The 20,321-nt window shown below is 44.8% G+C and carries 21 protein-coding genes; 15 read left to right on the forward strand and 6 right to left on the reverse strand.

The annotated features are described in order from the left end of the window. Nucleotides 1-87: 87 nt before the first annotated feature. Nucleotides 88-2,277 carry a YhgE/Pip family protein gene (locus GSF08_RS04525; protein ID WP_160624618.1) on the reverse strand — a complete coding sequence of 730 codons (2,190 nt, stop codon included), beginning with the start codon at nucleotides 2,275-2,277 and terminating at the stop codon, nucleotides 88-90. 162 nt (nucleotides 2,278-2,439) lie between these two features. Next, nucleotides 2,440-3,549, reverse strand: coding sequence for an FAD:protein FMN transferase (locus GSF08_RS04530; RefSeq protein ID WP_160624619.1), 1,110 nt, complete (start codon nucleotides 3,547-3,549; stop codon nucleotides 2,440-2,442). A 209-nt stretch (nucleotides 3,550-3,758) separates the two neighbouring features. Here GSF08_RS04530 and GSF08_RS04535 point away from each other — a divergent pair, with 209 nt between their 5' ends. The 12 genes from GSF08_RS04535 (at nucleotide 3,759) to GSF08_RS04585 (ending at nucleotide 15,091) form a co-directional block, all read left to right on the forward strand. Further along, nucleotides 3,759-5,066 (forward strand): RnfC family protein, encoded by a 1,308-nt coding sequence (locus GSF08_RS04535; protein ID WP_249805876.1) that lies wholly within the window; start codon nucleotides 3,759-3,761, stop codon nucleotides 5,064-5,066. A gap of 12 nt (nucleotides 5,067-5,078) precedes the next feature. After that, the gene (locus GSF08_RS04540; protein WP_160624620.1) at nucleotides 5,079-6,203 is read left to right on the forward strand and encodes an RnfABCDGE type electron transport complex subunit D; all 1,125 of its coding nucleotides are present in this window, start codon (nucleotides 5,079-5,081) and stop codon (nucleotides 6,201-6,203) included. Further along, the gene (locus GSF08_RS04545) at nucleotides 6,200-6,712 is read left to right on the forward strand and encodes an FMN-binding protein (protein WP_160624621.1); all 513 of its coding nucleotides are present in this window, start codon (nucleotides 6,200-6,202) and stop codon (nucleotides 6,710-6,712) included. Before GSF08_RS04540 ends, GSF08_RS04545 begins: the two co-directional genes overlap by 4 nt. A gap of 13 nt (nucleotides 6,713-6,725) precedes the next feature. Next, entirely contained in the window at nucleotides 6,726-7,385 is a 660-nt protein-coding gene (rsxE, locus tag GSF08_RS04550) for an electron transport complex subunit RsxE (protein ID WP_160624622.1), read from the forward strand. Between the two features lie 2 nt (nucleotides 7,386-7,387). Next, complete coding sequence (gene rsxA / locus GSF08_RS04555) at nucleotides 7,388-7,960, forward strand: electron transport complex subunit RsxA (protein ID WP_160624623.1); 573 nt, start codon at nucleotides 7,388-7,390, stop codon at nucleotides 7,958-7,960. 1 nt (nucleotide 7,961) lies between these two features. Then, nucleotides 7,962-8,132 carry a hypothetical protein gene (locus tag GSF08_RS11515; RefSeq protein ID WP_249805878.1) on the forward strand — a complete coding sequence of 57 codons (171 nt, stop codon included), beginning with the start codon at nucleotides 7,962-7,964 and terminating at the stop codon, nucleotides 8,130-8,132. A gap of 15 nt (nucleotides 8,133-8,147) precedes the next feature. Further along, nucleotides 8,148-8,456, forward strand: coding sequence for a (Fe-S)-binding protein (locus GSF08_RS04560; RefSeq protein WP_160624624.1), 309 nt, complete (start codon nucleotides 8,148-8,150; stop codon nucleotides 8,454-8,456). An 89-nt stretch (nucleotides 8,457-8,545) separates the two neighbouring features. Further along, nucleotides 8,546-9,013, forward strand: a complete 468-nt coding sequence (locus tag GSF08_RS04565) for a GNAT family N-acetyltransferase (RefSeq protein WP_160624625.1) — start codon at nucleotides 8,546-8,548, stop codon at nucleotides 9,011-9,013. 467 nt (nucleotides 9,014-9,480) lie between these two features. Then, entirely contained in the window at nucleotides 9,481-9,957 is a 477-nt protein-coding gene (locus tag GSF08_RS04570) for a MarR family winged helix-turn-helix transcriptional regulator (protein ID WP_160624626.1), read from the forward strand. A 20-nt stretch (nucleotides 9,958-9,977) separates the two neighbouring features. Continuing rightward, on the forward strand, nucleotides 9,978-12,209 hold the full coding sequence (locus GSF08_RS04575) for an ABC transporter ATP-binding protein (protein WP_160624627.1): 2,232 nt from the start codon (nucleotides 9,978-9,980) through the stop codon (nucleotides 12,207-12,209). After that, nucleotides 12,202-14,067, forward strand: a complete 1,866-nt coding sequence (locus GSF08_RS04580; protein WP_160624628.1) for an ABC transporter ATP-binding protein — start codon at nucleotides 12,202-12,204, stop codon at nucleotides 14,065-14,067. The genes GSF08_RS04575 and GSF08_RS04580 overlap by 8 nt, the downstream gene beginning before the upstream one ends. A 118-nt stretch (nucleotides 14,068-14,185) precedes the next feature. Beyond that, the gene (locus GSF08_RS04585) at nucleotides 14,186-15,091 is read left to right on the forward strand and encodes an HD-GYP domain-containing protein (protein WP_160624629.1); all 906 of its coding nucleotides are present in this window, start codon (nucleotides 14,186-14,188) and stop codon (nucleotides 15,089-15,091) included. A 45-nt stretch (nucleotides 15,092-15,136) separates the two neighbouring features. Here GSF08_RS04585 and GSF08_RS04590 read toward each other — a convergent pair whose 3' ends face one another. From GSF08_RS04590 to GSF08_RS04605, 4 genes are read right to left on the reverse strand one after another with little or no spacing between them, the layout of a single operon-like run. Continuing rightward, nucleotides 15,137-16,780 (reverse strand): ABC transporter permease, encoded by a 1,644-nt coding sequence (locus GSF08_RS04590; protein WP_160624630.1) that lies wholly within the window; start codon nucleotides 16,778-16,780, stop codon nucleotides 15,137-15,139. Continuing rightward, nucleotides 16,773-17,498, reverse strand: coding sequence for an ABC transporter ATP-binding protein (locus GSF08_RS04595; RefSeq protein WP_160624631.1), 726 nt, complete (start codon nucleotides 17,496-17,498; stop codon nucleotides 16,773-16,775). Before GSF08_RS04595 ends, GSF08_RS04590 begins: the two co-directional genes overlap by 8 nt. Further along, nucleotides 17,495-18,142 carry an SdpI family protein gene (locus GSF08_RS04600; protein WP_160624632.1) on the reverse strand — a complete coding sequence of 216 codons (648 nt, stop codon included), beginning with the start codon at nucleotides 18,140-18,142 and terminating at the stop codon, nucleotides 17,495-17,497. The genes GSF08_RS04595 and GSF08_RS04600 overlap by 4 nt, the downstream gene beginning before the upstream one ends. 5 nt (nucleotides 18,143-18,147) lie before the next feature. After that, nucleotides 18,148-18,408 (reverse strand): autorepressor SdpR family transcription factor, encoded by a 261-nt coding sequence (locus tag GSF08_RS04605; protein ID WP_160624633.1) that lies wholly within the window; start codon nucleotides 18,406-18,408, stop codon nucleotides 18,148-18,150. A 169-nt stretch (nucleotides 18,409-18,577) separates the two neighbouring features. On the opposite strand from GSF08_RS04605, the gene srtB reads away from it, so the two are divergent. The 3 genes from srtB (at nucleotide 18,578) to GSF08_RS04620 (ending at nucleotide 20,270) form a co-directional block, all read left to right on the forward strand. After that, nucleotides 18,578-19,360 carry a class B sortase gene (gene srtB, locus GSF08_RS04610; protein ID WP_160624634.1) on the forward strand — a complete coding sequence of 261 codons (783 nt, stop codon included), beginning with the start codon at nucleotides 18,578-18,580 and terminating at the stop codon, nucleotides 19,358-19,360. Between the two features lie 191 nt (nucleotides 19,361-19,551). Then, entirely contained in the window at nucleotides 19,552-19,902 is a 351-nt protein-coding gene (locus tag GSF08_RS04615; RefSeq protein ID WP_160624635.1) for a LiaF transmembrane domain-containing protein, read from the forward strand. Further along, complete coding sequence (locus tag GSF08_RS04620) at nucleotides 19,899-20,270, forward strand: hypothetical protein (protein WP_160624636.1); 372 nt, start codon at nucleotides 19,899-19,901, stop codon at nucleotides 20,268-20,270. Before GSF08_RS04615 ends, GSF08_RS04620 begins: the two co-directional genes overlap by 4 nt. The last annotated feature ends 51 nt before the right edge of the window (nucleotides 20,271-20,321 follow it).

Consider the following 20,321-nt stretch of genomic DNA (forward strand, 5'->3'; position numbering starts at 1 on the left):
AGATACAGGCTCTTGGGATTACAACATATTACTTGCGTATCACCAGCTAAAAGAAAAGAAGCCGCAGCTTCTTTTTTATGATTTCGCTTAGTGATATTGGGCAAGGCGTGTTTGCTCAAATTGTTCATCGCTTAATGTTACCTTCCATTTGTAGAATAGAATCGATAATGCGGAGAAGACAATGATCATGGCAGCGAAAATCAGAGCATCACTTCCGACATTGCCGCTCATGGCCAGCGTCTGACGGAATGCATGAACGCTGTATGTGAACGGCATGAACGGATGGATAGCAAGATAAAATGCATTGGATGTTTCAATCGGATAGGTACCGGCGGCACCGCCTAGCTGAAAGACCATGAAAATCAGCACTAGGAATGCTCCGATTTTGCCGCAGGTGATGTTGAAAAAGACAATCATCGACATAAAGGCCGCAGATATCAAAATCGCCATTAAGAAGGTAGCGGCGACATTTGCCGGCTGCATCCCATTGATGCCCATTAATGCCGCAATCATCAGGACTGCTTGGATTGTAGAAACGGTAAACATGACACTTGCCTTATTTAGCCAGAGCTTGAATCCAGATTCCTTTTCACTGCCGTTTTTCATCAGAGGATACATGAGCGTGAAGGCCATGCATGCGACATACATGCCGACCGACATCATATACGGTGCCATCGCATGTCCGTTATTTTTTACTTCATACATTTCTGAATGCCTGGTAGTCAACGGTTCAGCCATCATTTTCATGGTTTCATCACTGATGTTCATCTGGCTCTTGGCCGCACCGTCACCTAGTTTTTTACTTAATTCATCAGTGCCGTTCTTTAAGGTTGTGAGCCCGCTTCCCATGGTTGAGGAACCCGAGGCAAGCTGGAAGGCGCCGCTGCTGATCGCGGAAGAACCGCCGTTCAGCTGCGCCATACCATTCAGCAGCGTTTTGTTGGTGTTGGTCAGGGCTGCTGCTCCCTGATTCAGCTTGCGGACACCAGCTGTATACTGGGCAAGTCCGGCAGCCAGTCCCTCATCCCCATTTACTGACGCATTCATTTTGCTCAGTCCGGTATTGAGCTTTTCTGCACCGGCAATCAGTCCCTGGGTTGGATCAGGATCGTCCAATACCTTCTGTAGTGCCTGCAGGTTGGCTGAAAATTCACCGATAGTAGCATAATTCTGTTTATTCATATTGTCCATAGTTCCAAGCAGCGTGCTGAGGGAAGTATTGTTAGCGCTCAGCGTGTCGGCAGCGGCTTGTATCGCTTTTTTCTGGTCGGTGGTCAAGTTATTTTGATCCATTGCAGTTAAGGCATTCGCTGCATTGGAATTGGCGATCAGCTGAGGATCAATCAATTCGGCTTTCAGCTTGGCAGCCGTTTCGTTATTTAGATTTTGCAGAGTCTGTAAAGCCTGTAATTTCTCCGGCGTCATCTGTGCTTTTAATTTACCAGATGTTAATTGCAGCCCGTTCAGTAAATTCTGACTGCCGTTCTCAGCATTGGTGATACCAGTTCCCAGCTTTGATATACCGCCGTTCAGACCACTGCTTTTTTCATTCAGCAGCTTGGTACCGCTGTACACTTCATCAACGCCTTCAGTATAAAGCATTAACCCGTTTTCCAGGGTCTGGGCACCATCACGGAAGGTTAAGGTACTCGCAGACAGTACCTTCAGATTGTCATGAATAGCAGCATTGCCAATAACCAATTGATCGACGCCGGTGTTCAGCTTTACGGAGCCATTGCTGGCATCCTTTAATCCTTTGCTCAGCGTTCCCACCTGATCAAACAGTGTATCTGCATAGGTGTGAGTTACCGTAGCGGAAACACTGGCCTTGATCTTGTTGATGGCGGTTTCATCCATCTTGGATGCGATATAATTGGTTCCCGGATTGGTTTCATATTTCAGAACCATTTTTTTCGGATTTTCATTCAACAGCGTTGTGGCATTTTTTGAAAAGTTTTTGGGAATGGTGATTACCATATAATAATCTCCGTTCTTCAATCCTTTTTTTGCTTTCTTAGCACTGGTGAATTCAAATTTCATCGACTGATTATCTTTTAGATTATCTGCCAGATCTTTTCCAATGTGCATTTTCGCTGACTGGAATGTAACCGGTCTATCCTCATTTACGACTGCCACCGGAATCTGATCGGCTTTTCCGTAAGGATCCCACATGGATCCTAAAAACACCCCGGCATATACCGAAGGGATGATCATAATGGCGGCCATTACGATGCGAAGCCAATTACTTTTGAATATCTGCTTCCATTCTTCTTTCATTTACAACACTCTTCCTTTCAAATCCGAATGAGTTTTCACTCATTCATCGTTGAACATTATATTCCGGCTGTAAGTTTTGTATATAAACAAAATAGCAATTTTGTATAAAAGGCAGACAGGTTCATTTGGTGTGTCATAAAAAAACATACAGCGAGCTGTATGTTAATGAAATGTAATCTGTTTTTTTAAATCTGATGTAATAACTAGATCATAATTACCCGCAGGATAGGTTTTCACGCCTTTTGGAGCGGGCTTTTGCTGATCAAATACCCATATTGCCTGAATATCCATGCCATCCTTTTTCAGCTTATTTATCAGCTTAGAGCCTTCTTCATAGGAAAGGGTGAATAAGGTGGTAGACAAGGCATCCGCAATGCCGCTGTCTTTTGTAAGAACCGTGACCGCCCGCTGATGATCGGCAGGCATGAGGGTATCGGGATCGATGATGTGATGAATCATTTTGCCGTTAACCAGATAGTAGCGCTGATAGTCACCGCTGGTGACAAAGCTGTAATCCTTCTGTACTTCGATGCTTGCAAGCGAGCCGCTGTCCTTTGGGTTAGGGGATTGAATACCAATACTCCATGTTTTATCCTCTGGCTTACTGCCGATCAGGCGAACATTGCCTCCGGCATTGATGATTGCGTGTTTCAAACCCTGCTTTTTCAAAGCCTTGGCAACCTGTTCAGTAGCAAACCCCTTCGCGATTGCCCCAACATCCAGCTGCACTTCTGATTTGGTCAGAAAAACTGTCTGTGCCTGCTCATCGATCTTTAAATAATCGAAACCGGCATTGTTTTTCGCGTCCTTTAAGGTTTGAAGGTCAGGCAGTACTCCGGATTTACCCTGTTCATTCAGCAGCGTTCCCGCGTCTCTTGCATCATGCCAAATATCCAAGACGGAGCCCATTGTTATATCGAGATGATGCCCGCTTGCTTCATAGTATTGCTTTGCCAGCTTCAGCATCTGGATGATTGAGGAATCTACCAAAACCGGAGCGATGCCGGCCTGATCGTTAATGGTCTTTATATTGTTGACAGCGGGGTAGTTATGATATTTGTCAAACAGCTGATGATAATGAAGAAAATCTTTCTTCATCTGCCGAAAGAAGGATTGAAAGGTTTTTTCATCTTTCGTATACGCAATCAGGGTGATCGGCGTATCAAAACCGGATTCGGTAGTTGTGGACGAATATTTATGCAGCTCATTACGAGAGCCGGCACAGCCGCTGATCAAGAGTGCGGCCAAGATCGTTAAAATTGTTTTTTTCATAGCTTCACCGGGGGTATTATACCACATTTTTAAATGATTTACGCATTTCATGAAGTTTGTGAAACCGATAAGAAAGAGCGAAAGAATGCAGGGAATTGGTAAATTGTGAAATTTATAATTAAAGCTTTTTATAGATTGGTGAAAATGCTATAATTATGCTGGCGTAACTGTAAGAGAAGGACAGTTCGTAGGAGATAAGGAAAGGAAGGATGAGTGTGATATCATTGTTTAAAGGCCCGATGCGGCAGCATATCAATGGACACAAGGATCTGAGCGATCACGGCGATATAAAAGCGGTGAAGGCTGGCAAAGAAGTTAAAATTCCGCTGTATGCGACGCATTCCGCCAACTTTGATGTTTTGGTTAAAGAGGGCGATCATGTATGTGTCGGTACAAAGCTGGCGCAATGCAATGATCGTATGATCGTACCGATTTATTCCAGTGTATCCGGTACGGTGAAAGGAACCGCAAAGATCATGCATGCGGCGCTGAAGCCGGTGGAGCATATTGTGATTGAAAATGATGATCAGTATGAAACGACGAAGGCATTTGCTCCGTTGGATTATTTGGAAGCGGATAAGGCAGAACTTGTGGAATTTGTGAAGAATGCCGGCATTGTCGGCTGCGGCGGCGCATGCTTTCCCACGTATATCAAATATGCGTCGGATGCGAAGATCGATACGCTGATTATCAATGCGGTAGAGTGTGAGCCGTACATAACATCGGATTATAAAATGCTGAATGAATATCTGGATGACATGCTGTATGGCATTCAGGCAATGCGGAAAATGGCAGGTAATCCGGAGGTTCTGATTGCAATTAAAGAAACTAAGAAAGAAATGATCGCGGTATTGGAAAAAGCTGTAGAAGGTGATCGCGATCATGTATCAGTAGCGAAAGTACCGGACGTCTATCCGATGGGATGGGAGAAAACTCTGGTACAGCAGCTGCTGAAAAAGACCTACAATAAGCTGCCCAGTGAGGTTGGCGCCATTGTCAACAACGCATCAACCGCAATTACGCTGGGTCAGGCGTTAAAGGAAGGTACTCCGCTGGTTGAGAAAATCGTGACGGTATCCGGAGATGCGGTAAAGCATCCATGCAATGTGCGGGTAAGGATCGGAACTCCGGTACATGAGATCATGGAAGCGATCGGCGGTTATACCTGTGAGGATGTAAAGCTGATCAGCGGCGGTCCGATGATGGGCAAAACCATCGTGAATGATCAGTTTGTGATCGACCGGGCTGTTAATGCGCTGACGGTGCTGGAAAATAAACCGTTGTCCAGCGTAGCCTGTCTGCGCTGTGGAAGCTGCTCCGATCATTGCCCAAGCGGCTTACAGCCGGTGCGGATCGCGCAGGCGCTCAATGCCAACGATCCGGTCACGATGGAGCGTTTATCGGTATTAGACTGTGTGGAGTGCGGACTTTGTTCTTATGTCTGCCCATCGCGTCTGGATGTTACGGAAAATATGCGAAAAGCGAAGCGTCTGATGATGCTGAAGGCGAAGAAGTAAGGAGGAGACAGAATGAAATTTAATTTTAACGTGTCGCCGAACCTGCGCCAGAAGCAGAGTACACGGCGAATCATGGCGGAACTGACAGCTGCTTTACTTGTCGTTTACGCATTCAGTTTGTATTTTTATTACACCCGATACGATCTGGATCGGGCAATGCAAGCGGTGAAGCTGATGGTGGTTTCCCTGGCAGTAGCACTGGCAACGGAAAGTATCTGGGCCTTGGTGACAAAACAGAAGGTAAAAACGTTTTTGATGAATTCCTTCGGTTTTGTGACTGCGATTATTTTAACGCTGATGTGTCCGTTGAATATAACCCCATTTGCATTAGGGATTGCGACATTTTTTGCCATCTTTTTCGGCAAGTTGCTGTTTGGCGGTTTCGGACAGAATATCTTTAATCCGGCAGCGTTTGGACGTGCGATTGTTTTTGCGGCCTTTGCGAAGGCGTCTACCGATGTTATCACCGGGGCGACTCCGACTACGCTCATGGCCACTTCTTATAACTGGCTGCCGGCCAATAACGCGGCTTTTACCCAGCTGCTGGATTCCATCGGCGGCCTTGGCAATATGGCGACTGGCTGGTATGCTGGAGCTATCGGTGAAACCAGCGCGATTTTACTGCTGATTGTCGGCGTGGTATTGGCGGTTCGTAAAGTCATTGACTGGCGGGTACCGCTGATCTTCATCAGTACGGTATTTGTTTTAGGTGCGGTTGTCGGTATCGCGGCCGGCATGAGTGCTGATCTGTGGATTCAATACGCTGCCTTTCATGTGCTGAGCGGCGGGGTCATGTTCGGCGCAGTCTTTATGCTGAGTGATCCGGTCACCTCACCGACAAGCGCTCCGGGACGCTGTATCTTCGCACTGGGCTGTGCGTTCATCACGATGCTGATCCGTCTGAAGGGCAATCTGCCGGAAGGCGTTTTGTATTCTATCCTATTGATGAATATGCTGACACCGATGATAGAAAAAGCACTGGACGGCAAGCAGAATCAAATCATGAAAAAAGCCGTAACGATATTTGCGGTACTGGCGCTGTTCGCGGTTGGTACTTCCTATGTATTAGGGGCAACCGGTGAAAAAGCAGAACCTGCGGGACACACTGCCGGTATTGCTCAGGAGGTACAGCGATGAAAAAGATTCTTCATTTGACGATTTTCTTAGCAGTCATTGCGGCAATTGCCGGGGGAGCGCTGGCGTTTGCCAATGATGTCACAGCTCCGATCATCGAAAAAAACGCATTGGCCAGTGAACAGAAAAATTTGAAGAAGCTGTTTCCGGATGCGGATAGCTTTCAAAGCGTAGAAGTTAAGAAAAATGAGAAATATGCAAACATCCAAAAGATATTTGCAGTAGAGAATGGAACATATATATTCAAAATGGAAGTGAAGGGCTATAAGGATGGTACGGTTTATTTGGTAGCGATCGATAAGTCCGGTAAAATTGTCAACTATGTAGTAGATTCACAAGGGGATACTAAAGATATCGGCACTCAGGTAGCGGATCAGCCGTTCATTGATACGCTGATCGGTAAGGATGCCAGCGGTCAGCTGGATACAATTTCCGGCGCTACGATATCTTCAACCCCGGTAATCGATGGTATTCATGAGGCTGCGGCATACTATGCGCAGTACTTGAAGTAGGAGGTGGATAGACATGAATCGTAGAGAAAACTTTACGGCAGGATTTATCCGTGAAAATCCTGTCTTCTCCCTGTATCTCGGAATCTGTTCAACCCTGGCTATTTCCACGTCATTAAACAATGCAATCGGCATGGGGGTGGCGGTTATCGTAGTTCTGATTTTATCAAATGTGCTGATATCAGCGCTGCGCAAGATTACTCCCAATGAAATCCGGATTCCGGTTTATATCGTGGTAATCGCCGCATTGGTTAAGATCATTCAGATGGTGATCAAGGCTTATGCCCCAAGTCTGGATACCGCGCTCGGTGTATTTATTCCGCTGATTGTTGTAAACTGTATTATTCTGGGAAGAGCGGAAGCGTTTGCCAGCAAAAACGGTATATTTGATTCAGCCCTGGATGGACTGGGCATGGGACTTGGCTATATGTTTGCTTTGATCGTCATGTCAAGCATTCGTCAGATTCTGGCAACCGGAATATTAAGCTTCAGCAATCCGTTCAATATTGAACAAACGATCTTTTCTATAAAGATCATACCTGAGGATTATATCATTTCCTTGTTTTCTCAGCCGTTCGGCGCGTTCTGTACGTTCGCACTGCTGGCTGCTGCTGTAGCGGGATATAAAAATTATAAAGTCAACAAGGCAAAAGCTGCTGCGAAGGAGGCGAAATAAATATGGAGCTATTCACATTATTTATTACTGCGGTATTGATTAACAACGTCGTCCTGAACCAGTTTCTCGGTATGTGTCCGTTCATGGGGGTATCTAAAAAATCCAGCAGCGCAGTCGGCATGGGGGCAGCGGTTACCTTTGTCGTCGTTGCGGCTTCAATCGTAACGTATGTGCTGTATAAGCTGGTATTGGATCCTTTAAACATTCAGTATATGGATCTGTTAACCTTTATCCTGGTTATCGCAGCGCTGGTTCAGCTGACAGAAATGATCATCAAGAAAACATCGCCGTCATTATATAAGGCGCTTGGTGTGTATCTCCCTTTGATAACGACCAACTGTGTCGTATTGAATGTAGCGCTGGAAAATATCAAGCAGGGATTTGATTTTGTCCAGATGCTGACGTATTCCTTTGCGATCCCGATCGGATTCACACTCGTCTTATACATTTTCTCGACGATCCGTGAACGTCTGGATGCCGCAAAAACGCCGCTTGCATTTAAAGGTAATCCAATAGCGCTGATTGTTGCCGGTATCATGGCGCTTGCCTTCAGCGGTTTGGCAGGCTTGGTATAGCATGTCATATCTATATGCTGCGGTGCTGTTCGCACTGTTAGGCGGACTATATGCTCTGCTTTATTATCTGAATCACAAAACACCGGTGCCGAAGGGCTGTGAGGATATCAAAGCAGAATGCAAGGGATGTCATGATACAGCTTGTGCCAATCATCCGGCACATGAGCTGTAGAAAGGATGAGAGAATATGATAACTGCAATCATTGTGATGGTCGTTCTGGGAGCGCTGCTGGGCTTCGGGCTTGGAATCGCTGATAAATTTCTGAAGGTAGAAGCTGATGAACGTGTCGAAGCGGTTACGGGCATGCTGCCGGGTTATAACTGTGGCGGCTGCGGCTATGCCGGTTGCTCGGGACTGGCCGAAGCACTGGTAAATGGCGAGGTCACTACGGTTGGAACCTGTAAGCCAAGCAAGCCGGAAGCGAAAGAAAAAATCGCCGAATATTTGAATCAGACGCCGGGTCCGGATGGATCATGTGTGAATGTGAAACCTTAAAGAACTGTTGAAAACAGTTCTTTTTTTGGTTATATGTGCGAGACAATGCAGATCATGTGACATATGGTAGAGTTAAAGGGGTCTTTTTTATGAATCTGCGGCCATGGCGTCTAAAAGATGCACCGGCACTGGTAAGAATCAGTCGTCATAATATGGAAGAAGCACCCTCCGGCTATCTGATCGCGGATACAGAGGAACATGCTCGCGAACTTATCATACATTATCAGCTGCTTCCAAAAAGCCGCGGCCGTATTTATGCGGTCTGGCATCATCTGTGTATCATTGGCTATGTACAGCTGCTTCAGCTTCATGAGACACGTTGGGAGGTCGGTTATTATATGGATGAATCAAAGCGCAATCACGGCTATATGAAGAAAGCGCTGCACTGTCTGCTGAAACAGATTCAGAAGGATGAGAGGATACAGGAAATACAGGCACGGGTGCTGAAAAACAATGTGGCCTCGCGGAAGGTGCTGGAGTATCATGATTTCATACTTTATGAGGAGTGGGATGATCTGCTGTGCTATCGCCGCAACAAGAAGAACACTTCTGCTTAAAGATACCGGCCGCTTATAAACCGCCTGCTTTGGTAATGAATAAGGACTGTATTTCATGCGGTCCTTTTTGTTTGCATCATCTGGAGAATGAATATCAAAAATTATTTACAATGTAAGGTTCATAAAAACTGACATTGAAAAACAATGTCTGATCTATTTAAATACGCTGTCATGAAACCATGAAAAGTGGAGAATGAGATAGGAAGCGATCCTGCTTCAAGCTTGCTGTAAGCTTCCGTCGTATATCTCTTATCGGTATAAAAAGGAGAATTTGTGCGACCCTGTTACTATGTAGAAAACGCTTTCCTTTAAGGGCTGTTTCATATTTTCAAATATGGGAATGATTTTTTAATTATGTAGAACTATGGGAAATTAGAAAAAGCAGTTGACAATCTTTTGAACCTGCGTATAATATTAAACATGCTTAATATTTAAGCTACTTAAGTATTTTGATAAGAGGTGAAAAAATGGATGAAAAAGCAGTTGCCCGTGAAATGTATCATCTGATGTTTCTGTTTCGGCGTCAAGCAGACAATCCGGATGATCATATTCATGAGGGTCGCACTTGCCGACATGGTGCATCCTTACGCATCAGTCATCGGGATATGATGTTTCTGAACGGCATTCGTCAGCTGCATGAAGGCGAGCTTGTGAAAATGAGTGAACTATCTTCCAGCTTCCGGATCACACCGGCTGCAATATCGCAGGTGGTAAGACATCTGGAGCATGAAGGACTCGTGGAACGCGTAGTCCTGGAAAGTGATCGCCGAAGTGTTTATGTCAGAATCACAGAGCTGGCCTCCGAGATTATCGGGAAACAGGAAGCAAAGATCAATCAGAATATGATTGAACTGCTTCATTATCTAGGTGAGGAGGATGCCGAGGCACTGCTTCGCATTATGCGTAAATGTGTAGTATTTGTGAATCAAAAGCATGAGCAGTAAATTATGAAAGGAGTAAGGATATGTTTCAATTAGTAAAGAAATATATAAAACCGTTCCTGATTCCGGTGATCGCGATCATTGCCTTATTGTTTGGGCAGGCGCAGTGTGAGCTGGCTTTGCCTGACTATATGTCAAACATCGTGGATACCGGTATTCAAAACGGCGGTATTGAAGACGGAGTACCCTTGGCTATCCGGGAAAGCGAGTTTCAGCATCTCACACTCTTTATGTCTGATGCCGATAAAGCATTTTTTGAAGACAGTTATCGGCTGATCAAAACCGGTGATGCCGCTAAGGATCAGCTTCAGGACTATCCGGTCCTAAAAAAGGAAAACGTTTATGAGTTAAAGGATATCAGCAGTAAAAATCGTGATAAGCTGAATGATCTTTTGGTGAAGCCGGAAATGATGGTTACCGCTATTGCCAAAAGTGCTGCTGATAAAGACGGTGATCTGTATAAGATGATGAATCAGTATCATATTACTGATCCATTTCAGATGATCTCCATGATGCCGGCTGATCAGCTGAAGGCCCAGGAGAAAATGATCGATAAGCAGATTAAGAAAATCGGCGCGTCGGTTACCAGAGCCAGCGGGGCAGCTTTTGTCAAAAATGAGCTGAAGGCCATCGGGTATGATACCGATGCAATGAAAGATAACTATATCATGATCGCCGGAGCGAAGATGCTGCTGATTGCCTTAGGCAGCGCGTTGTGTGCGATCCTAGTAGGTCTGCTGGCATCACGTGTATCAGCCGGTTTCTCTCGGGATCTGCGCGGTGATGTATTCAAGAAGGTTGAAAATTTCTCCAGTGAGGAATTCAATCGCTTCTCCACATCCTCTTTAATCACCCGTACGACCAATGATGTACAGCAGGTACAGATGGTCATGGTCATGTTTTTAAGAATCGTCGTTTATGCACCGATCATCGGGTTTGGAGCAGTTCTTCATGTCATCAGCTCCGGCGCGTCAATGACCTGGATCATTGCGATGTGTGTCATCATCCTGCTTGGTATCATCGGCATTTTGATGATGCTGGCGATGCCGAAGTTTAAGATCTCGCAGAAGCTGATTGATAAAATCAACGGTGTTACCAGAGAATTCTTAGACGGCATGCCGGTTGTCCGCGCCTTTAATAACCAGAAAAACGAAGAAGAAAAGTTTGATGATGTCAATCAGCGTATCTTGAAAAATCAGCTGTTTATCAATCGTACGATGTCCTGTATGATGCCGGCGATGACGTTGGTCATGAACGGTGCTTCCCTGCTGATTATCTGGGTCGGCGGACATCAGATCGAAAGCGGAAGCATCCAGGTCGGCGATATGATGGCTTTTATGCAGTATTCCATGCAGATTATCATGGCCTTCTTAATGATCGCGATGGTTGCGGTCATGCTGCCGCGTGCGAGTGTTTCCGGAAAGCGTGTGCTGGAGGTGCTGTCAACAGACTTCTGTATCCATGATCCGCAGGAACCGAAGCATTTCAATGATGAGCAGAAGGGCTATATCGACTTTCAGCATGTCAGTTTCCGCTATCCGGGAGCTGAAGAAGATGTGCTTCACGATATCAACTTTACGGCTAAGCCGGGGGAAACAACCGCCTTTATCGGAAGTACCGGCAGCGGTAAATCAACTGTGATTAATCTAGTACCGCGTTTCTTCGATGTCACTGAGGGTGCAATTCTGGTCGATGGCGTAGACATCCGTGATGTCACCCAGCATGAGCTGCGTGAAAAAATCGGCTATGTACCGCAGAAGGGCGTACTCTTCACCGGTGATATCGCCAGCAATCTGCGGTATGCAAAGGCAGATGCTACGGATGAAGAGCTGCGTATTGCCTCGGATATCGCACAGGCTACTGAATTTATTGATTCGAAGCCGGAGGGATATGCGACCTTGATTGCTCAAGGCGGTACAAACGTATCAGGCGGACAGAAACAGCGTCTGTCGATTGCTCGAGCCCTGGTAAAACAGCCGGAAATCTTTATTTTTGATGATTCCTTCAGTGCGCTTGACTTCAAGACCGATGCCAAGCTGCGCGGTGAGCTTAATAAGCTGACAAAACAGACCAAAGCAACGGTGCTGTTGGTTGCGCAGCGTATTTCCTCCATTATGCATGCAGAACGCATTGTCGTATTGGATAAAGGAATGGTTGCCGGTATCGGAACGCATGAGGAATTAATGAAATCCTGTGAAGTATATCAGGAAATTGCATATTCACAGTTGTCAAAGGAGGAACTAGGAAATGAGTAATGAGAAAACTTCAAGACCTATGGGCCGTCCTGGACATGGACCGATGGGCGGCGGTGGCCGTCCGGTTGAAAAGGCAAAGGACTTCTCCGGAACCATTAAGAAACTGATTAAATTTATGCGTCCGCATTATGGAAAGATGCTGATCGGTATCATATTTGCCGCAATCAGTGTTATTCTGATGATCATTGGGCCAAAAATTCTGGCCAAGGCAACCGATGAGCTGGTATCCGGCTTTTTGCGAGTTGTCTATAAAACCGGAAGCATCGATTTCGAATATATTTTGCAGATCATCGGTATTCTGATCGGTCTTTATCTGGTCAGCTCGGTTCTGCAGTATGTAATGAGTATCATTATGGCTACGGCTACGCAGAAAACAGCATATTCACTGCGTAAACAAATTGCGGAAAAGATCGACCGCATGCCGTTCAGCTATTTTGATTCCCGCCCGCATGGAGATGTTTTATCACGTGTGACCAACGACGTCGATACGCTGCAGATGTCACTTGGTCAATCACTGTCACAGACTGTACAGTCTGCGATTCAGGTAGTCGGTTATCCGATTATGATGCTGACAATCAGTTGGCAGATGACGCTGATGGCTTTGTGTGTCATTCCGTTGTCCTTGATCCTGGTTTCATTCATTGTGAAAAAATCCCAGGTGTACTTTGTAAAGCAGCAGCGCTATCTGGCGGAAGTCAATGGTCACGTTGAAGAAATGTACAGCGGACATATCGTAATGAAAGCCTTCAATGGTGAACAGAAATCCATCGATGAATTTAAAGTGCATAACAATCACCTGTATGAAACTGCATGGAAGAGTCAGTTTTTATCCGGCATGATGATGCCGATCACGCAGTTTGTCGGCAATCTTGGTTATGTAGGCGTCTGCCTGCTGGGCGGATGGCTGGCCGCAGCCGGTTCGATTACGGTCGGTGATATTCAGGCATTTATTACCTATGTACGAAATTTCAATCAGCCGATCTCACAGCTCGCGCAGGTTATGAATACGCTGCAGTCTGCAGCGGCTGCCGCAGAACGGATCTTTGAGTTTTTGGAAGAACCGGAAGAGGTACCGGAAACTACAACTCCGAAACCAATTGTTGATGAATCCGGCAACTCTTTGATCAAGGGAACGGTTTCGTTTGAAAACGTACACTTTGGTTATAATCCGGATAAGATCGTTATCAATGATTTCTCGATGTATATCAATGCCGGTAAGCGCGTAGCGATCGTCGGCCCTACCGGAGCCGGCAAGACAACGATCGTAAAGCTGCTGATGCGCTTTTATGAGCTTAACAGCGGTACGATCTATGTTGACGGCACTGACATCAAGGAATTCAAGCGTGGTGATCTGCGCTCTCTCTTCGGTATGGTGCTTCAGGACGCGTGGCTGTTCAACGGTACCATTATGGAGAACCTGCGCTACGGCCGTCTTGACGCAACCGATGAAGAAGTAATCGCAGCCGCTGATGCAGCCTATGTCGATCACTTTATCCGTACGCTGGATCATGGTTATCATACTGAGATCAATGAAGAAAGCTCTAATATTTCTCAGGGTCAAAAACAGCTTCTGACGATTGCCCGAGCCTTCCTGGCAGATCCGAAGATTCTGATATTGGATGAAGCTACTTCTTCAGTTGATACCCGTACTGAAGTTCTGATTCAGAAGGGTATGGATAATTTGATGAAGAACCGCACCTGCTTCATTATCGCGCATCGTTTATCGACGATCCGTGATGCTGATCTGATTCTGGTCATGCGGGAGGGCGATATCGTTGAAGTCGGTACCCATGATGAGCTGATGGCAGAAAATGGATTCTATACACAGCTGTATAATTCTCAGTTTGAAGAAGAATGACGGAAGAATTTAAATTCTTCCGTTTTTTTATAAGCAATCGACCGGCGCTTGTAAAAAAAGATCGAATCTGATATTCTTGTTTTATACGTTTGAAGGACGAGAAGCGGAGTGATCAGCAATGAAAGTGAAAAAAGGATCATCTTTCTATGAGGATGAAACTACAAAGGCGGTCGAATTGTTAACTGATCAAAAAATGCAGGTTGTCTATTATGCGGTTGAGGCAGATCATCGGATTGTGCTTACCCCAAATGATTACAGCGTTACCACGATGTTTTACATACTGTCTGGCTCATTCAAGGTACAAGATCAAAAAGGGACAAGAAATTATCAGGCAAATGATGTTTTCTTATTTGTAGATCCAACCCAGAGCGTGGAATTTCACGCCAGTGAATTTTCCCGCGTGCTGGCGGTTACCAGTGAACATAATCAAAGTGTCGCTGCGGCAGGTGAATATGGAGAATTGATCAAAAAGGTAGAGGAAAAAGATAAGTATACATACGGACACAGCAACCGCGTAAGCGCTTATGCCATGTCGCTCGCGCTGTCTTATGATGCCGGTTATAATATTGTTGATTTAGGGACGGCAGCGGCCCTGCATGATTTAGGTAAGGTTTATACCCCAAAGGAAATCCTGCAAAAGCCGGGAAAATTGACAAAAGAAGAATTTGAAATAATCAAAAATCACCCAGCGGATACATATCGGCTGCTGGTTGAAACGACAAGCGTGAAAATTGCGGAAGCTGCTGCTCAGCACCATGAGCGGCTGGACGGAAGCGGTTATCCCAAAGGCCTTAAGGGTGAAGCAATTAGTATGGACGCACGGATTATTGCTGTTGCGGATGTCTTTGATGCCATGACCTGTCGGCGTACTTATAATGAACCTCAGCCGATGATGGATGTGGTTGCCTATTTGGAAGGCCAGCCGGAAAAATACGATGCGAGGATTGTCGCCATTTTGAAGCGACGGGTCGAGGACGGTTCAGCGGCGCGAATCATGAAAAATTACTCCGCGATAGAAAATTGAACCAATATAAAAGGATGCACTTTACTGAAGTGCATCCTTTTATCTTTATTGCAGAGTACGGAATCGCTTTTCTGCCAGTTTATCAGCAGCTTTATACAAAATGGGAATGAGTACGATCACAATGATCAGAATTAAGATACTGTACATCGTCCAATAATCAGAGTCCAGTTTAAACATCAGGAAAATCATGCCCACAGGCAGAGCCATACCGACCAACAGCGGAATCATACTGTTGATGTTCTGCTTAACGGCAGCCGCTTCCTGTTCCCAAACCAATTTGGGATGAATGATATCAATGAGAATACCGATCAAATTGCCCATGAGGTTTGCGGCTGCGGAAGTGATTATGATGATGGCTCCATATAATAGCGGCAGCTTGAGCAGCACTGCGGCCGGAATCAGCAAAATTAGAATGCCGATCTCCGAGAACAGGAAGCCGACTAGGGTCTTGGCTTTAATCTGATCAATGTAAGACACCGGAATATATTTCATAAAATTAAAATTCTGTCCTTCGCGGGAAATCGCGGTAGAGGAAATCATATTCATATTGGAATACAGAATTCCCAGCGCACAGCCGATCAGGATCATCGCAAAGATCCATTCCCGGCTGAATGGGATCGATGGAATCTGAGACAGCAAATCAAGGGAGCCCTGAGAGACAAAAGAGATCAACAGGATGATCGGCATCAAAAACATGATGCTGACACAGTTCAGGAAATAGATCGGCGTACGTACCAACAAACGGATTTCTTTCATCATATAGGAATAAATAACGGATTTCTTAGCGCTCTGTTTGGTAAGCGCTTTTTCACTGAAGCGCTTGCGGGAGCTCTTCGATTCGCTGATGCCGATTGCCCCTTTGAAGTACAGCCGCTTTGCAAAACCGAGGAAGATTGCCAGTGCCGCCAAAACCATTGCCAAATAAATGAGCAGCTGCAGAATGTCACCATCGATACAAGCTAAGGCTGCATATGAAATATTCGGGAAGACATAGGAGAACACGGCAATCAGCGAATTCTGCCCCTGCATCAGCATACTGGTCATCTGCGTTACATCGGCGAAGTTCAGCTGCTGAATAAACATGCTGAAGCCTACACCGACAATTACACCAAGAAAGCCGCTGACCAAATTGAATTTATCACGGTCTTTAAAGAACGGAATAAATCGCATGATCAGCATCGTAATAAGGGAAGAATACACCAGCGGCAGGATCGGCAGGGTCAAAAAGACGAGGATGAACGCGATCAGAAACATCGGTGAGCCATAACCCAGAGTAAAGAAGGCATAAACAGCCGGAATTGTCAAAAAGGCCTCAAAGATATATTCATAAAGCAAGCAGACGGTAAATTTAGAAGCGAGAATCGTTGCCGGCTTTAATGGCAGATATAACAAGTTTTGAATATCCCGGGAGAAATAAAAGACACCGGGAATCATAAAAAGAGAAAAGAAGAAGGTAATGAAAGCACTCAGATAGAGGCTGAGAGCGAGGACACTGCCGCTTTGCTGAATGGGAGCATACGCTTGAATCATCAATTCATAAAACTTGTATAGCGGCACCAGCAGCGGGATGAAGCAGACCGCCAGTAAAATAAAAATCAGAACGGTCCAGCTTTTTCGTGCCTTTCCATCGCTCAGCGTGCCGGTACTGTTTTTTAATAATACCTTGGTCAAAGCGATATAATTACGCATGGCTGATAACCTCCAGGAAGATGTCTTCCAAGGAATTAAGCTCACTGTGAGCAGCCTTTAAATCCTCCAGCGTTCCGAAATAGATTATCTTGCCTTTATTAATGATAGCAACTTTATCACAAAGCCGTTCCGCAACTTCTAAGACATGGGTCGAAAAGAAGACGGTGTTGCCGCGGCTGGCGTGTTCCCGCATCATTTCTTTTAAGGAGTAGGCGCTCTGGGGATCAAGGCCGGTCAGCGGCTCATCCAGAATCCATACGTTAGGATCGGTGATCAATACACCCATGATGACAATTTTCTGCCGCATGCCGTGAGAATAACTCAGAATTTTATCCTGCAGAGCAGATTCCATTTCAAATGTCTTGGAAAGCTGCTCGATCCGCTTTTTGCGTACAGCTCCATCCACCTGGTAAATGTCGGCGATGAAATTCAGATACTCAATGCCCTTCAGCCGTAAGAAAATATCCGCATTATCCGGAACCAGACCAAATTCACGCTTTGCTTCCAACGGTTCCTTGACAATGTTTTTCCCATTGATTAGTATTTCTCCCTCATCCGGCGCCAGCACTCCGGTGATCATTTTGATCGTAGTGGTTTTGCCGGCTCCGTTAGGTCCGATGAATCCAATAATTTCACCGGTGGGCAGTGTGATATCGATATCATCCACCGCCTTTGTGGTACCGCCGTAAATCTTTGTTACATGTTTAATTTCAATCATATTTTTTCTCCTTTATCAATTTCCTGATATTTTAAATAGGCATAAATCATAGGTATAAAAGACATCATCAGTACGACAGTGATCAAATAGAGGAAACTGATCATCGGCGGTAAAAATGCTCCGGCTATGATCAGCAGACCGCCGATCATCCAAACTTTTCCGGCAAAGCGATGCGTCAAAAACCAAACCTGTTCACTTGCCAGCGTCCAAGGACAGCGAATCCCGATGAAATAATTCCATCGAAACTTCGGCATGACATTGCCGATCCAGCTTACCAGCAGTCCTACTGCCAAGGTAATGATCATCGGTACATCCAGGGAATTCGGGTAGTAGGCGGAATACATCGTAATTGCAAACATCATGGATATAAACAAAGCAAAAACATTGATAAATGCATCGTACGATTTTTGAAATTTCGCATAATTCGCTTTGTGCGGATCAAGGTGGGGAAGAAAGGCCATAACGGCTGACAAAATCGCAGTCATCAATGGTATGGCAAATATATAAATCTTATCACAGTAGCCGTCAATTTGACCATGTATGTTAAAATGAATGGGGATTTTTGACGGCAGACTTGGGTATGTCAACGCCCCAGCCCCCAGCATTAGTATACATAATGTGATGATAAACCAATATTTTTTCATTAAAATCACCTCTTAAAGGAACGAAACCAGCCGATCATGTCTTCCATAACCGTCATATTCAGTTCGTAGTAGATATATTTTCCGACATGCTCATCCATTACCAAACCAGCTTTTTTCAAAATATTCAAATGGTGTGAAATGGTTGCGTCACTGCTGGAGAAGTGTGCGGATATCTCACCGGCGCTGAGCTTTCCGTGTTTCAGCAGTTCAACGATTTCCCGTCGGGTCGGATCCGACAATGCTTTAAAGGTCTCCTGAAAACTCATGACTCCTCCTTTCATTTCGATATCTATCTAAATGTCATTATAAACCTTCACCAAAGCTTGTCAATATCATTTTGATGACAATCGAAATGATAAGGCTTACGGCTTTCTTAAAAAATTGTTGTTTGCTTTCTTCATATGTGTGATAAAATGATATTTGGAAGGTGAACTTATGCCAAAAAAACTAGATAAAGTTTGGAAGAAAAGACTATATGCATGTATGCTTGTGGCAGCGCTGGGAGTATTTGTATTCAGCGGCTATCAGCTGTATCGTATTTATGTTGCCAATCATGAGGAAAAGCAGGAAGTAAAATCACTTGACGATATTGCCAAGCTTCCGAAAGATTTGGAAAAGATCGATGAAAATTTTAAAATTGATTTTAAGAAGCTTCAAAAGGTCAATCCGGACATTAAAGCGTGGATCGCCATTCCGGGAACAAATATTTCTTATGCGGTCGTACAGGGCAAGGACAATGAATACTATTTGAATCATACCTATAAAAAAGCCGAGAATTATGCCGGCGCGATTTTTTTGGATTACCGTGCCAATCCTGATTTTCAGGATTTGAATACCTTCATTTATGGTCATAATGTCAAGCATGGTACAATGTTTGCCGAACTGGAAAAATTTAAAAAAGAGGATTTTTATAATAAGCATCGTTATGTGTATCTGATGACGGCAGAGGGTAATTATAAATGCCCGATCATCAGCATGTACTCTACCGTGGATGGCTCTGATACCTATATCATGGGCTATACCTCATGGACGAGCTTCTCCTCATACATTGATATGATCAAGCAAAATGCGGATTTCAAAATTGATGTACCGGTGCAGGAGGGAGACAAGATCATAACCCTGTCTACCTGTTCCTATGAGGATGGACCGGATATCAGCGATAAACGCTATGTATTACATGCTCTGATTCAGAAAGTGGAAGCAAAAGAACAATCGTAATAATGTGAACTAAAAGTAAGCAAGCATAAACAAGCAGCTATAAAGGATTGATTCTGTAATGAACAGGGATCATTCCTTTTTCTTTGACTGCTGTTTTTTTGGAAAGAAATCATACAAAAACACTTTACAACAAAACAATGTTATGTTATTATCAGAGCATCAACAAAACAATGTTTCGTGAGGTGAACGCAATGAGAGATACATTAGGACGCCGTTTGATCGGCTTAGCACTGATTGCAGTTGGTGCAGGATATATTGGAGATTTGATGGGATATTGGTATTTCAGTATTTTCTTCCCTGGATGGTGGACGCTGTTTATCATTTTGCCATGTCTTTGGTCCATCACCCAGGAAGGCTTCCATGTCGGTAATGTGACGTTTCTGATTTTCGGAGCTTACCTTTTGGCTGCTGCCAATGATTGGATCAGTATCCGGCTGAGCTTTGCCTACATCATTCCGATCTTTCTGGTAATCTTCGGGCTGAAGCTGCTGCTGTCACGCAGTCATACGGCGAAGATCGAAAAAAAAAGAAGTCCTATGTGAATGAGGATGGATATGCCGACATCCGCCAGGAAGCTTATTTTTCCGCTCATACATTTGTAGAATCGGGAAAGATCAACAGTGTGCATATCGAGAGTGTGTTTGCCAGCATCACCTTGGATCTGACGGACTGCGATCTGCATAATCTGATGTTTATGACCCTGGAAACAGTAATTGGTAATATTGAAGTACGCATCCCTGATGATGTGACACCGATCATCAGCTCTGATAATGTGATCGGTTTCTGCAAGTGTGATGGTAAAACCGGCAGCTATGAGATACCTGTGGATGTATCCAGTGTCCTAGGTTATGTGCACATTGTCCAGGTACCGGTACGATTTTTCAAAGAAGGCTCGTTTAAAGAAAAATAAGAAAGTAGCCGCGGCTACTTTTTTTCATGTTTTTTACATATACTGCATTGA

The sequence above is a fragment of the Copranaerobaculum intestinale genome, from assembly GCF_009831105.1.
In the GTDB taxonomy this organism is placed as follows: Bacteria; Bacillota_I; Bacilli_A; order Erysipelotrichales; family Erysipelotrichaceae; genus Copranaerobaculum; species Copranaerobaculum intestinale.